At 61.2% G+C, this 12785-nt stretch carries 10 protein-coding genes, 3 tRNA genes and 1 riboswitch; of the genes, 1 reads left to right on the top strand and 12 read right to left on the bottom strand.

Features of this window, described 5'->3' with window-relative positions:
- Window positions 1-335: 335 nt before the first annotated feature.
- The 7 genes from BM382_RS10160 to ltaE form a co-directional block, all read right to left on the bottom strand.
- Window positions 336-412, bottom strand: a tRNA-Arg gene (locus BM382_RS10160).
- Window positions 413-484: 72 nt separating this feature from the next.
- Window positions 485-561: transfer RNA gene (locus tag BM382_RS10155), tRNA-Arg, on the bottom strand.
- Window positions 562-668: 107 nt separating this feature from the next.
- Window positions 669-759: transfer RNA gene (locus tag BM382_RS10150), tRNA-Ser, on the bottom strand.
- Window positions 760-821: 62 nt separating this feature from the next.
- A complete protein-coding gene (gene csrA, locus BM382_RS10145) occupies window positions 822-1010 on the bottom strand; it encodes a carbon storage regulator CsrA (RefSeq protein WP_002554426.1) in 189 nt (62 codons plus the stop codon).
- Between the two features lie 187 nt (window positions 1011-1197).
- A complete protein-coding gene (locus BM382_RS10140) occupies window positions 1198-2439 on the bottom strand; it encodes an aspartate kinase (protein WP_011062761.1) in 1242 nt (413 codons plus the stop codon).
- 97 nt (window positions 2440-2536) lie between these two features.
- Window positions 2537-5161 (bottom strand): alanine--tRNA ligase, encoded by a 2625-nt coding sequence (gene alaS, locus BM382_RS10135; RefSeq protein ID WP_019093136.1) that lies wholly within the window; start codon window positions 5159-5161, stop codon window positions 2537-2539.
- A gap of 146 nt (window positions 5162-5307) precedes the next feature.
- The gene (gene ltaE, locus BM382_RS10130) at window positions 5308-6312 is read right to left on the bottom strand and encodes a low-specificity L-threonine aldolase (RefSeq protein ID WP_011062763.1); all 1005 of its coding nucleotides are present in this window, start codon (window positions 6310-6312) and stop codon (window positions 5308-5310) included.
- Window positions 6313-6530: 218 nt separating this feature from the next.
- Window positions 6531-6701: riboswitch (FMN riboswitch) on the top strand.
- 121 nt (window positions 6702-6822) lie between these two features.
- On the opposite strand from ltaE, the gene BM382_RS10125 reads away from it, so the two are divergent.
- Window positions 6823-7332 carry a 6,7-dimethyl-8-ribityllumazine synthase gene (locus BM382_RS10125; RefSeq protein ID WP_011062764.1) on the top strand — a complete coding sequence of 170 codons (510 nt, stop codon included), beginning with the start codon at window positions 6823-6825 and terminating at the stop codon, window positions 7330-7332.
- A 58-nt stretch (window positions 7333-7390) separates the two neighbouring features.
- Here BM382_RS10125 and astE read toward each other — a convergent pair whose 3' ends face one another.
- From astE to astA, 5 genes are all read right to left on the bottom strand, one after another.
- Complete coding sequence (gene astE / locus BM382_RS10120; RefSeq protein WP_011062765.1) at window positions 7391-8401, bottom strand: succinylglutamate desuccinylase; 1011 nt, start codon at window positions 8399-8401, stop codon at window positions 7391-7393.
- A 13-nt stretch (window positions 8402-8414) separates the two neighbouring features.
- Window positions 8415-8702 carry a hypothetical protein gene (locus BM382_RS10115; protein ID WP_011062766.1) on the bottom strand — a complete coding sequence of 96 codons (288 nt, stop codon included), beginning with the start codon at window positions 8700-8702 and terminating at the stop codon, window positions 8415-8417.
- Window positions 8703-8758: 56 nt separating this feature from the next.
- Complete coding sequence (astB, locus tag BM382_RS10110; RefSeq protein WP_011062767.1) at window positions 8759-10105, bottom strand: N-succinylarginine dihydrolase; 1347 nt, start codon at window positions 10103-10105, stop codon at window positions 8759-8761.
- 136 nt (window positions 10106-10241) lie between these two features.
- A complete protein-coding gene (astD, locus tag BM382_RS10105; protein ID WP_072442761.1) occupies window positions 10242-11708 on the bottom strand; it encodes a succinylglutamate-semialdehyde dehydrogenase in 1467 nt (488 codons plus the stop codon).
- On the bottom strand, window positions 11705-12733 hold the full coding sequence (gene astA / locus BM382_RS10100) for an arginine N-succinyltransferase (RefSeq protein WP_011062769.1): 1029 nt from the start codon (window positions 12731-12733) through the stop codon (window positions 11705-11707). Before astA ends, astD begins: the two co-directional genes overlap by 4 nt.
- Window positions 12734-12785 lie beyond the last annotated feature (52 nt).

Raw genomic sequence — 12785 nt, 5'->3', positions numbered from 1 at the left:
CTGGGTAAGTCCATGGAGGTATTCCACAAGCCCCGGCGGGGCTGACGGGCGCAATCATACACCGCTTGACGGTTTTAAACGTTAAAAAATCGCGGCAAGAACAAGCGCTTGCGGCATAAAGCTGAGCAACGTCCGAATCTATGAGACTGCGACGCCTCGACAGAAAAAGAAAACACACAGCACAGGAAAAAAGTCGGAGAGATAGGCTCACAGGCATTGCATTCGACTTCCGCCGGGCAAAGCCGTTCCAGCCCAGGAGGGCAAAAGAGATAAAGGAGGATAAAAAAGGCAGAAAGCAAAAAGCCCGCATCTTTCGATGCGGGCTTCCTGATGTATGGTGCACTCGACAGGATTCGAACCTGTGACCGCTCGGTTCGTAGCCGAGTACTCTATCCAGCTGAGCTACGAGTGCATTTTGTGTTTTTAGACCAGACCACAACTGGTTGAAGCCAAGTTAACTACATAACTGTAACTAACTCTTAAATGGTGCACTCGACAGGATTCGAACCTGTGACCGCTCGGTTCGTAGCCGAGTACTCTATCCAGCTGAGCTACGAGTGCATTTGTTGCCGCGCATTATAGGCCGTTAAATCTTTTTGTAAAGCACTTTTTCTAGTAATTTCAACAACTTACAGAAGAAGCCAGATTACAACGTACTAAGCAAATAATGGCGGAGAACGGGGGATTCGAACCCCCGACACCCTTTTGAGGTGTACTCCCTTAGCAGGGGAGCGCCTTCGGCCACTCGGCCAGCTCTCCGCAACACGGGGCGTATATTAACCAGCTTTCTCCCCGTTTGCAAACAAAAAAAACGATAAAAATTAATGGCTTGGTTCTTCGTCCTTCTCTTTCTTAATCCGCAGGTAAATTTCCTCACGGTGAACCGCCACTTCTTTGGGGGCGTTGACACCAATACGCACTTGATTACCTTTGACGCCGAGCACGGTCACAGTGATCTCGCCATCACCAATGATCAGGCTTTCTGCGCACCGACGAGTCAGAATCAGCATACCTTTCTCCTCACGCATTACATTTTCAGGGACTACAGTCTGCAAAAAAAAGGGTGTTGGCCTACAACCGGGTCGGCTGCAGTCCTACACGCCTAAGTATTGACTAGCACGGGCAAAAGAACAGTTTTCTCCCGTGCCGATCAAAAACACAAAGGGCGCGGTCAGACCGCGCCCTTTCAAACACGCATCACTCGCCCTGTCGGGCCGGAGCGTCGAGCTCGAAAGCGGTATGCAGCGCACGTACCGCCAACTCCAGGTACTTCTCCTCGATCACCACCGAAACCTTGATTTCAGAAGTGGAGATCATCTGGATGTTGATGCTCTCTTTAGCCAGGGCCTCGAACATGCGGCTGGCAACGCCCGCGTGGGAGCGCATGCCGACACCAACGATCGATACCTTGGCAATGTCTGTGTCGCCTACCACTTCGCGGGCACCGATTTCACGTGCGGTGTTTTCCAGCACGGTCTGGGCCGCCAGGTAGTCATTGCGGTGCACGGTGAAGGTGAAGTCGGTGGTGTTATCGTGCGAAACGTTCTGCACGATCATGTCGACTTCAATGTTCGCCGCGCTGATCGGGCCAAGGATCTTGAAGGCCACGCCAGGATTGTCTGGCACGCCACGGATAGTCAGCTTGGCTTCATCGCGGTTGAAAGCGATGCCGGAAATGATCGGCTGTTCCATGGATTCCTCTTCATCAATAGTAATGAGGGTGCCCGGACCCTCCTGAAAGCTGTGCAGAACGCGCAGCGGAACGTTGTACTTGCCAGCAAACTCGACCGCACGGATCTGCAGCACCTTGGAACCGAGACTGGCCATTTCCAGCATCTCTTCGAAGGTGATCTTGTCCAGGCGCTGAGCCTTGGGCACAACCCGCGGATCGGTGGTGTAGACGCCGTCCACATCGGTATAGATCTGGCACTCATCGGCCTTCAGAGCTGCCGCCAGCGCCACACCGGTGGTGTCGGAACCACCACGACCCAGGGTGGTGATGTTGCCGTGCTCGTCAACGCCCTGGAAACCGGCAACCACTACCACACGACCGGCTTTCAGATCGCCACGAATCTTCTGGTCATCAATCTGCAGGATTCGCGCTTTATTGTGAGCGCTGTCGGTGAGGATGCGCACCTGGTTACCGGTATAGGACACCGCCGGAACACCGCGCTTGATCAACGCCATGGCCAGCAACGCGATAGTCACTTGCTCGCCGGTGGAGACGATCACATCCAGCTCACGGGGAACCGGTTTGGCTTCGCCACTGATCTGCTTGGCCAGATCGATCAGGCGGTTGGTTTCGCCACTCATCGCCGACAGCACGATCACCAGGTCATCGCCGGCTTCGCGGAACTTCTTCACCTTGTCGGCGACCTGCTCGATCCGCTCGACAGAGCCGACCGAGGTGCCTCCAAATTTCTGTACGATCAAAGCCATTTTCTAAGCCGCCTCAGCCCGTAAAGGGGCGCCCGTTAAACAATCAAACTGCACAGCGCAAGGACCCGCCACTAGACGACGGGCCCGGCTCGGCGCCTTAAATACCCTGCTCGACAAATGGCACGGTCAGGGCCAGCGCGGCATCCAGTGCAGCGGCATCAACACCGCCGCCCTGCGCCATGTCTGGACGACCACCGCCCTTCCCGCCCACTGCCGCAGCGGCTTGCTTCATCAAATCACCGGCCTTGAGTTGGCCAGTCAGGTCCTTGGTTACACCGGCAACCAGTACGACCTTTTCCTCATGGACACTGCCGAGCAGGATCACTGCGCGGCCGAGTTTGTTTTTCAACTGATCCACCAGCGCCAGCAGCGCCTTGCCATCCTGGCCGTCGAGACGCGCAGCCAGCACTTTCACGCCCTTGACGTCTGCCGCCTGAGCGGACAGATCATCGCCCGCAGCGCTTGCAGCCTTGGCCTGCAACTGCTCGAGTTGCTTCTCCAGCAAGCGGTTGCGTTCCAGCACTGCCGACAGCTTGTCGATCAGGTTGTCGCGGCTGCCCTTGACCAGGGTCGCCGCTTCCTTGAGTTGTTCTTCCGCCGCATTCAGGTACGCCAGGGCCGCAGCACCAGTCACTGCCTCGATACGACGCACGCCGGAAGCCACACCGCCTTCGCTGGTGATTTTCAGCAAGCCAATATCGCCGGTACGATTGGCGTGGATACCGCCACACAGCTCTACCGAGAAGTCGCCGCCCATGCTCAGTACGCGCACGCTGTCGCCGTACTTCTCGCCGAACAGCGCCATGGCGCCCTTCTTCTTGGCGGTATCGATATCAGTTTCTTCGGTTTCCACCGGGGTGTTCTTGCGAATCTCGGCGTTGACGATGTCTTCCAGCGCCTTGATCTGCTCGGGCTTGATCGCCTCGAAGTGGCTGAAGTCGAAACGCAGGCGCTGGCTGTCCACCAGCGAACCCTTCTGCTGTACGTGTTCACCCAATACCTGGCGCAGCGCAGCGTGCAGCAAGTGGGTGGCCGAGTGGTTCAGCGAGGTCGCGTGGCGCACTTGCGCGTCGACCTGGGTTTCAACCGGCGCACCAACAGTCAGGCTACCCTTGGCCAGCACGCCATGGTGCAGGAAGGCACCGCCGGTCTTGGTGGTGTCGCGCACGTCGAAACGCGCGTTGCCAGCCTGAAGATAACCGCAGTCACCGATCTGGCCGCCGGATTCGGCATAGAACGGGGTCTGGTCAAGAACCACCACACCCTCTTCGCCTTCGCTCAGCACGTCGACCGATTGCCCTTCCTTATAAAGAGCAACCACTTTCGCCGAACCGCTGGTGGCGTGGTAACCGGTGAACTCGGTGGCCACGTCGACCTTGACCAGGCTGTTGTAGTCCATGCCGAAAGAACTGGCGGAGCGGGCACGCACACGCTGGGCTTCCATTTCGCGCTCGAAGCCTTCCTCGTCGAGAGTCAGGTTGCGCTCGCGGGCGATATCGCCAGTCAGGTCCATAGGGAAACCGTAGGTGTCGTACAGCTTGAACACCACGTCGCCCGGCACCACCGAGCCCTTGAGCTCGGCCAGGTCCTGCTCGAGGATCTTCAAGCCCTGCTCCAGGGTCTTGGCGAACTGCTCTTCTTCGGCTTTGAGCACACGCTCGATGTGCGCCTGCTGGGACTTCAGCTCCGGGAAGGCTTCGCCCATCTCGGCAACCAGGGCGGCAACGATCTGATAGAAGAAACTGCCCTTGGCGCCCAGTTTGTTGCCGTGACGGCAAGCGCGGCGAATGATACGGCGCAGCACATAGCCACGGCCTTCGTTGGACGGCAGTACGCCGTCGGCAATCAGGAAGCCGCAGGAACGAATATGGTCCGCCACCACTTTCAGCGAAGCCTGGGCATCGTTGGTGCAGCCGATGGCCTTGGCTGCCGCATCCAGCAAGCTCTGGAACAGGTCGATTTCATAGTTCGAGTGCACGTGCTGCAGCACCGCGCTGATCCGCTCCAGGCCCATGCCGGTGTCCACCGACGGCGCCGGCAGCGGGTGCAACACGCCATCGGCGGTGCGGTTGAACTGCATGAACACGTTGTTCCAGATTTCGATGTAACGGTCACCGTCCTCTTCAGGCGAGCCGGGTGGGCCGCCCCAGATATCGGCGCCGTGATCGTAGAAAATCTCGGTGCAAGGGCCGCACGGGCCAGTATCGCCCATGGTCCAGAAGTTGTCGGACGCGTAAGGCGCACCCTTGTTGTCGCCGATACGCACCATGCGCTCGGCGGGTACGCCGACTTCCTTGGTCCAGATGTCGTAGGCCTCGTCGTCGGTGGCATACACCGTGACCCAGAGCTTTTCCTTGGGCAGGTTGAGCCACTTGTCGGAGGTCAGGAAGGTCCAGGCGAAGGTGATCGCATCACGCTTGAAGTAGTCACCGAAGCTGAAGTTGCCCAGCATTTCGAAGAAGGTGTGGTGACGAGCGGTGTAACCGACGTTTTCCAGGTCGTTGTGCTTGCCGCCGGCGCGGACGCACTTCTGGCTGCTGACAGCGCGGGTATAGGCGCGCTTTTCCTGCCCCAGGAAGCAATCCTTGAACTGGTTCATCCCCGCGTTGGTGAACAGCAGGGTGGGGTCGTTGCCTGGGATCAAGGAGCTGGAGGCTACACGGGTGTGGCCTTGCTCTTCGAAGAAGCGGAGGAAGGCTTCACGGATTTCTGCGCTTTTCATTAGGTTCTTCCACGGAGACTGCGGCCAAAGGCCTGTGCGCAACGTCAACAGACGAAACGACGGCAAAGGGCCGCATTATATCGGCGTTAATCACTAGGTACAGCGTGTTTGTACGATACAAACAGTCAATTGGACGGAGAACACTGTCAGTTACGGGAAAACTCGGCAAAAGTGCTCAGCACGTGCTCGATTTGCCCGGCGCTGACGTCCAGATGAGTGACCAGACGCAACCGTGATGCGGCGCTGAGCTTGATCCCGCGCTCGGCGGCGAACGCCTTGAGCGCCTCGGCCCGATCCCCCATCTCTACATACACCATGTTGGTCTGCACCGGCTCGACACTGTAGCCCACCCGCCGCAAGCCATCGGCCAGCAATTGTGCATGGGCGTGGTCGTCGGCCAGACGCTGTACCTGATGGTCCAGGGCATACAGCCCCGCTGCCGCCAAACCGCCTGCCTGGCGCATGCCGCCACCGACCATCTTGCGCAGGCGCCGGGCCTTGGCGATCAGTTCCACCGAGCCACACAGCACCGAGCCCACCGGCGCACCTAGACCTTTGGACAGGCACACCGACACCGAATCGAAATGCTCGGCAATCACCCGTGCATCCACCCCCAGCTTGACCGCTGCGTTGTACAGCCGCGCGCCATCCAGATGCAGGGCCAGCCCGTGTTCCCGGGTAAAGGCCCGAGCCTGGGCCAGGTAGGCCAAGGGCAGCACCTTGCCCTGCATGGTGTTTTCCAGGGCCAGCAGGCGGGTGCGGGCAAAATGAAAGTCATCGGGCTTGATGGCCGCAGCCACCTGGACAAGGTCCAGCGAACCGTCAGCCTGCAATTCCAGTGGCTGGGGCTGGATAGAGCCGAGTACCGCCGCGCCCCCGCCTTCATATTTATAGGTATGGGCCTGTTGCCCGACGATGTACTCGTCGCCCCGTTCACAGTGAGCCATCAAAGCCAGCAGGTTGCTCATGGTGCCCGAGGGCACGAACAGCGCCGCAGCAAAACCCAGGCGCCGCGCCAATTCACCTTCCAACCGATTGACTGTCGGATCTTCGCCGTACACATCATCCCCGGTGGGCGCACTGGCCATGGCATCGAGCATGCCAGGGGTCGGCTGGGTCACGGTGTCACTACGAAGATCGATCACGCTCATCACATCTGGCCTCGGCTGTGGGACCTGCAAGGTCCGCTCTTGAACAGGGGGAACTCCCTTTCGAAACGAAACTGCGGCCATGGCCGGCAATAATCAAGCAACAACTGTAGAAAAGCCTGAGTCTGGCGTTGAAAAATCCGATGAGAATTATCCAAAAGGTGCGATGCGTCTCGCGAGGATCTGTGTTAAAAACTCACCGCCCGCGAAAAATTGCGGGCAAACGTTCTCAGGGCGGGGTGCAATTCCCCACCGGCGGTAATTGCGTGCAATGCGCATAGCCCGCGAGCGCTTGTCGAGACCGGTGGCTTGGCCACAGGTGACGACAAGGTCAGCAGACCCGGTGTGATTCCGGGGCCGACGGTCATAGTCCGGATGAAGAGAGAACGGGATTGGCGCCAAAGGGCCATTGCCGGGCAGTTCGTGGGAAATCCACGACCGTTCTGCGCGCACCCTTAAATCCCATTCGATTCATATATGCCCTGTTTTTCACACAAACAGGAGTCAGAACAGATGCAACCCACTGCAATCGATAGCAAAAGCAAACACCACCCCAACGAGCGCGTCGCCTTTATCCAGGCCTGCTGGCACAAGGAAATCGTCGATCAGAGCCGTCAGGGCTTCGTCACTGAAATGCTCGCCCAGGGCTATCAGGAATCCGATATCGACTTCTTCGAAGTCGGCGGCGCCTTCGAAATCCCGCTGCACGCCAAACTGCTGGCCAAATCCGGTCGTTATACCGGGATCGTTGCTGCCGGCCTGGTGGTGGACGGTGGCATCTACCGTCACGAGTTCGTCGCCCAGTCGGTCATCAGCGGCCTGATGCAAGTGCAACTGGAAACCGAAGTACCGGTCTTCTCGGTGGTGCTGACCCCGCATCATTTCCATGCGGGTGAAGAGCATCAGAAGTTCTTCTTCGAGCACTTCGTGCACAAAGGCCAGGAAGCGGCGAGAACCTGTGCCGACACCCTGCAGAAGGTCCGCGCCCTGCGCCGTAACGAGCAGCGTGCGGTAGCGGTTTAAGCGTTAGCGGTATCGCCGGCAAGCCGGCTCCTGCGGGGGCCCGGCTTGCCGGCGAACCTCAGGCCAGGCCGTCGGCCGTGGCCGGCACAATCAGAATCCCTGCGCGCAAGCCGTTCTTCACCTTGGGATTGGGAAAAATGATCCGTGCCCCCGTCTCCTCGATGACCCAGCGGGTCTGGGCGATATCCTCGGCCAGCAGGTAACCCACTTCCAGTTCGGAAAAGTTCTCGATGTCTGCCGGCAGATGCAGGTGGAAGCTGTCGCTGTGCTTGATGACTTCCCGAGCCACGCTGAACAACTGCAACCCGTCGAGGCTGTCCTGCTCCGCAGGTGGTTCGCTACCGTCGATGATCTGCTTGAGCCGGGTTTCCAGGCGTTCGACATTGACCCCCTGGTTCTGCCCGAATGGCCGTGCCTTGCCCAACTCCAGGGTGAAGGACTCGGCCCCCAGCTGATCGTAGGTGTAGGCACTGAAAACGATGGAGGGCTTGTTCTGCAACAGCACCGCTTCCATACCGGCAGCCCGCAGGCGGGCCAGCTCACGGCGTGAATGCTGACGCCCGTCCTTCCATGGGTACAGGGCAAACTGCTCGATCTTCGAGCCGCGGATTGCCGTGTGCAGGTCGTAGTGCAGGCGCTGGCGATCGGGCTGGCTGAAGAAGCTCGCCGCCAGTCGCTCCAGTTCACAAGCGCGCAGGGCTTCGAAACCACTGCTCGATTCATGCCGGCCATTGAATAGCCGGTTGACGTCCTGTTCGACAAAACGCTCGCCGCGGCGCATGGCCTCGGGGTTGCCGAACAGGAACAGGATACGTGCGCGGGGCTTCAGATCGCCCCGGGCGATGTCATGCAACAAGCGGTCGAGCAGCTCGATGGGAGCCGTCTCGTTGCCATGGATTCCCGCTGACAGCAGCAGGTCCAGGCCGTTATCGCGAGCCTCGGGCGGCCGCACTTCCAGCGCCCCCTCGCTCAGCCAGCGCATGCGCACGCCGTCGACAGTCAGTTGAGTCTTCTCCGCCGGTTCACGGCCGGCGAGGGTCAGTTCAAGCAGTTTGCCGAGGGCGAGCATAGAGCGGACTTCCTTAGTGGGCGTGGCCGCAGTCAGGGCCGTGCACGTGATCATCGTCACCGGCATCGGCCGGCTCCATTTCCAGTTGCAGGCTGACCAGGTTGGTCGCCAGTGGGCGCAGCAGCAGGCTGGCGTATTCCGCATCGCCTTCTTCCACATCCACGCCGATCAGCAGCTGGCCGCGGCCGTCCTGCTGGATCCACACTTCCTTGCCCTGCCACAGCACGGCGAAGCGGGTGCAGGACGTTTCCAGCTGAGTGCCGTCGGTGTCTTCAAGGATCAGCTGCAGGGTATCGCTCATGGGTCGGTTCTCATCTGGGGTAAAGCTGCGCGCCCGGGATCGCCGGGCGCTGGCTTTCAATTGATCTGGAAGGGATAAACCGCGCCCAGTTTAAGGATTTGCGTCAGTTCATCCAGTGCCGTCCGGCACTCAAGCAGCAGTTGCGGGTCCGCCAGGTCGCTTTCGCTCAGGCGGTCGCGATAGTGCTTGCCGACCCATTGGGTCAGGGTGTCGTACAACGGCGCGGTCATGATAACCCCAGGATTGACCGCCGCCAGCTCGGTCTCCTTGAGCGCTACGCGCAAGCGCAGGCACGCCGGGCCACCGCCGTTCTGCATGCTCTGCTTGAGGTCGAAGACCTTCACTTCACGAATCAGCCCGCCAGAGCTGGTGAGGCTTTGCAGGTACTGCCAGACCCGCTCGTTGCCGCGGCATTCCTCGGGCACGATCAGCAGCATCGAGCCGTCGGCGCGTGACAGCAACTGGCTGTTGAACAGGTAGGAGCGCACGGCATCTTCCACCGTCACCTGCGAACGCGGCACGCAGATCGACTGGAAGTTGCCGCCGCGCTTGCCCAGCTTGCCCTGCAACTCGGCGAGCATCTTATCGGTCTCGAGGAAGGCGTCCTCGTGATAGAACAACACCTCGCCATTGCCCACCGCGATCACGTCGTTGTGGAACACGCCCTGGTCGATCACCGAAGGGTTCTGCTGGGCATAGACCACCCCTTCCTCGCTCAGGCCATGCAACCTGGCGACGGCCTGGGAAGCTTCCAGGGTCTGGCGCGCCGGGTACTTCTGCGGTGCCGGGTAGCGAGTATCGAAAGCACTGCGACCGAAGACGAAGAACTCCACGCCGGCCTGGCCATAGTCACGGCAGAAGCGCGTGTGGTTGGCGGCGCCTTCGTCGCCGAACTGCGCTACCGCCGGCAGGGCCGCGTGATGGGCGAAGTGCTTCTGGTCAGCGAACATGGCCCCCAGCACGCGACTGGTGGTGGGGTGCTCGATGCTGCGGTGGTATTTGCAGTTGAGGTTGGCGGCAGTGAAGTGCACACGGCCATCGGCGGTGTCGGCACTGGGGCTGACCGTGGCGGCGTTGGCCACCCACATGCTCGATGCCGAGCAACTGGCGACCAGCAATGGCATCGCCTGCTTGGCGGCCTGCTGGATGACTTGGGCGTCTGTTCCGGCAAAACCCAGGTTGCGCAGGGCGGCCACGTCCGGGCGCTCTTGCGGGGCGAGCACGCCTTGCTGAAAGCCCATTTCCATCAGCGCTTTCATTTTCGCCAGGCCTTGCAGCGCCGCTTCCCTGGGATTGGAGCCCTGCTGGCTGTTGCTCTGGGAGGCAACGTTGCCGTAGGACAGGCCGCCGTAGTTATGGGTCGGCCCCACTAGCCCGTCAAAATTGACTTCATAGGATTTCATCAGCGAGGCTCCACGAATCTGTTTGTTATAGGCAATCGATATCTACACATGGCGAACGCGGTGCGCTCGTTCGCCGGCAAGTCGGCTCCTGCACAGATCTGCAGGAGCCGGGTTGCCGGCGAAAAGGCCACACCAATCAGGACAGGCGCACACCCGGCGTCAACGCGCTCGGCAGCACCAGGCTCGGGGTTTCCAGGGAAGCCACCGGGTACGCGCAGTAGTCCGCCGCGTAATAGGCACTGGCCCGATGGTTGCCCGAGGCCCCCACGCCACCGAATGGCGCGCTGCTGGCGGCGCCGGTCAACTGCTTGTTCCAGTTGACGATACCTGCTCGACTTTCTAGCCAGAACTGCTGGTAGCGCTCGGCGGAGTCCGACAACAGACCGGCCGCCAGGCCGTACTGAGTGTTGTTGGCCTCGGCGATCGCGTCATCGAAATCAGCGTAGCGGATCACTTGCAGCAACGGCCCGAACAGCTCCTCATCAGGGCGCTCGGCCACGGTGCTAACGTCCAGGATGCCCGGGGTCAGCAAGGCGGCCTGGGCCTGGGGCTGGGTCATTTCCAGCAAGGCTACGGCGCCGTTGGCCAACAGCTGCTGCTGCGCATCCATCAGTGCGCGGGCGGCGCCCAGGGAGATCACCGAGCCCATGAACGGCGCAGGCTGCTGGTCAAACGCGCCGACCTCGATGGTTGCGCTGACCGCCACCAGGCGCGCCAGCAACGTGTCACCCCAGGCGCCTTGCGGCACCAGCAGGCGACGGGCGCAAGTACAACGCTGACCGGCAGAAATGAAGGCGGACTGGATGATGGTGTACACCGCGGCGTCCAGGTCGGCGACCTGCTCCACCACCAGGGGGTTGTTGCCGCCCATTTCCAGGGCCAGGATCTTGTCCGGGCGCCCGGCGAACTGCTGGTGCAGATGATTGCCGGTGCGGCTGGAACCGGTGAAGAACAACCCATCGATCCCCGGATTGGCCGCCAGGGCGATACCGGTTTCCCGAGCGCCTTGCAGCAGGTTCAGCACACCTGCCGGCAGGCCGGCTTCGATCCAGCACTGTACCGTCAGCTCGGCGACTTTCGGCGTCAGCTCGCTGGGTTTGAACAGCACGCTGTTACCGGCCAGCAAAGCGGGAACGATGTGCCCGTTTGGCAGGTGGCCGGGGAAGTTGTAGGGGCCGAACACCGCCACCACACCGTGGGGCTTGTGCCGCAGCACGGCGGTGGCGTCGCCCAGCGGGCCGCTCTTCTCGCCGGTACGCTCGCGGTAGCTCTGCACCGAGATGGCGATCTTGTTGACCATGCTGGTGACTTCGGTGGCAGCTTCCCACAGCGGCTTGCCGGTTTCCTCGCCAATGCAGCGGGCCAGTTCGTCGGCACGGCTCTTCAGGCTGGCGGCAAAGGCTTCGAGCACGCTGACGCGCTCTTCCAGGGAACGCTTGGCCCAGGCCGGAAACGCCTGGCGGGCGGCCTGCACGGCGCTGTCCACTTGTGCGGCAGTGGCACCATTACCCGACCAGATGACCGCCTGGGTCACCGGATTGACCGAGGTGAAGGCCTCGCCCTGACCGGCCAGCCATTGGCCGGCAATGTACAGCGTGCTCATTGTTTCGACTCCCGAGAAGCAGACAGCGGAACCGCGCGGACCTGGTCGCCGGCGTTGAGTTGCAGGCGCTTGGCGGTCAGGGGATCGACCACCAGGGTGCCGGCGGCAAAGCGCGCCGGTGCCGCGGTGATGCGGCAGTCCTCGCGCTTGCGGTTGTGGATCAGGAACGGCGTGGCGTCGTCGCCCGGGGTGCCGATGGCCAGCACCAGCGCCTGGCTGTCACGCACTGCGCGGATCTTGCTGGTCTCGCACTCCACCGCCGGGCCAGCGTCGAAGATGTCGACATAGCCCTGGTAGCTGAAGCCTTCGCTCTTGAGCATGGCCAGCGCCGGCTCGGTGTCGGTGTGGACCTTGGCGATGACGTTGCGCGCATCTTCGGACAGGAAACAGGTATAGAGCGGGAACTTGGGCATCAGCTCGGCGATGAAGGCCTTGTTGCCGACACCGGTCAGGTAGTCGGCCTGGCTGAACTCCATCTTGAAGAAGTGCCGGCCCAGGCTTTCCCAGAACGGCGAGCGGCCATTCTCGTCGGACATGCCCCTCATCTCGGCAATGATCTTGTTGCCGAACAGCTGCGGGAACTCGGCGATGAACAGCATCCGCGCCTTGGCCAGCATGCGGCCGTTGAGGCCGGTGCGGTAATCGGCATGCAGGAACAGCGAGCACAGCTCGGAGTTGCCGGTCAGGTCATTGGCCAGGAACAGCGTGGGGATCTCGCGGTAGATGTTCAGCTCCTGGGAGGCGCTGACCGTCAGGCCGACCCGGAAGTTGTACCAGGGCTCGCGCAGGCCGACGGCGCCGGCGATGGCGGAAATGCCCACCACCCGGCCGTTGTCGTCTTCCAGCACGAACAGGTAGTCCGCATCGCCGCGCTCGGCTTCACCGCGAAAGGTCTTTTCCGCCCAGCCGACCCGGTGGGTCAGGCGCTCTTCGTTGGCCGGCAAGGTGGTGAGGCCAGTGCCGGTGCTGCGGGCCAGGTCGATCAGCGCGGGTAAATCGCTGCTGCGTACGGGACGAACGATCATGCTATCTCCTCAGACGCAGGCCGCTGGCGGCCTGCGCGAAACTCGCTGCTTC

This window comes from Pseudomonas sp. NFPP25 (genome assembly GCF_900116505.1).
GTDB classification, from domain to species: Bacteria; Pseudomonadota; Gammaproteobacteria; order Pseudomonadales; family Pseudomonadaceae; genus Aquipseudomonas; species Aquipseudomonas protegens.
Note: the sequence above shows the minus strand (reverse complement) of the source record. Positions and strands in the feature narration are given on the sequence as shown.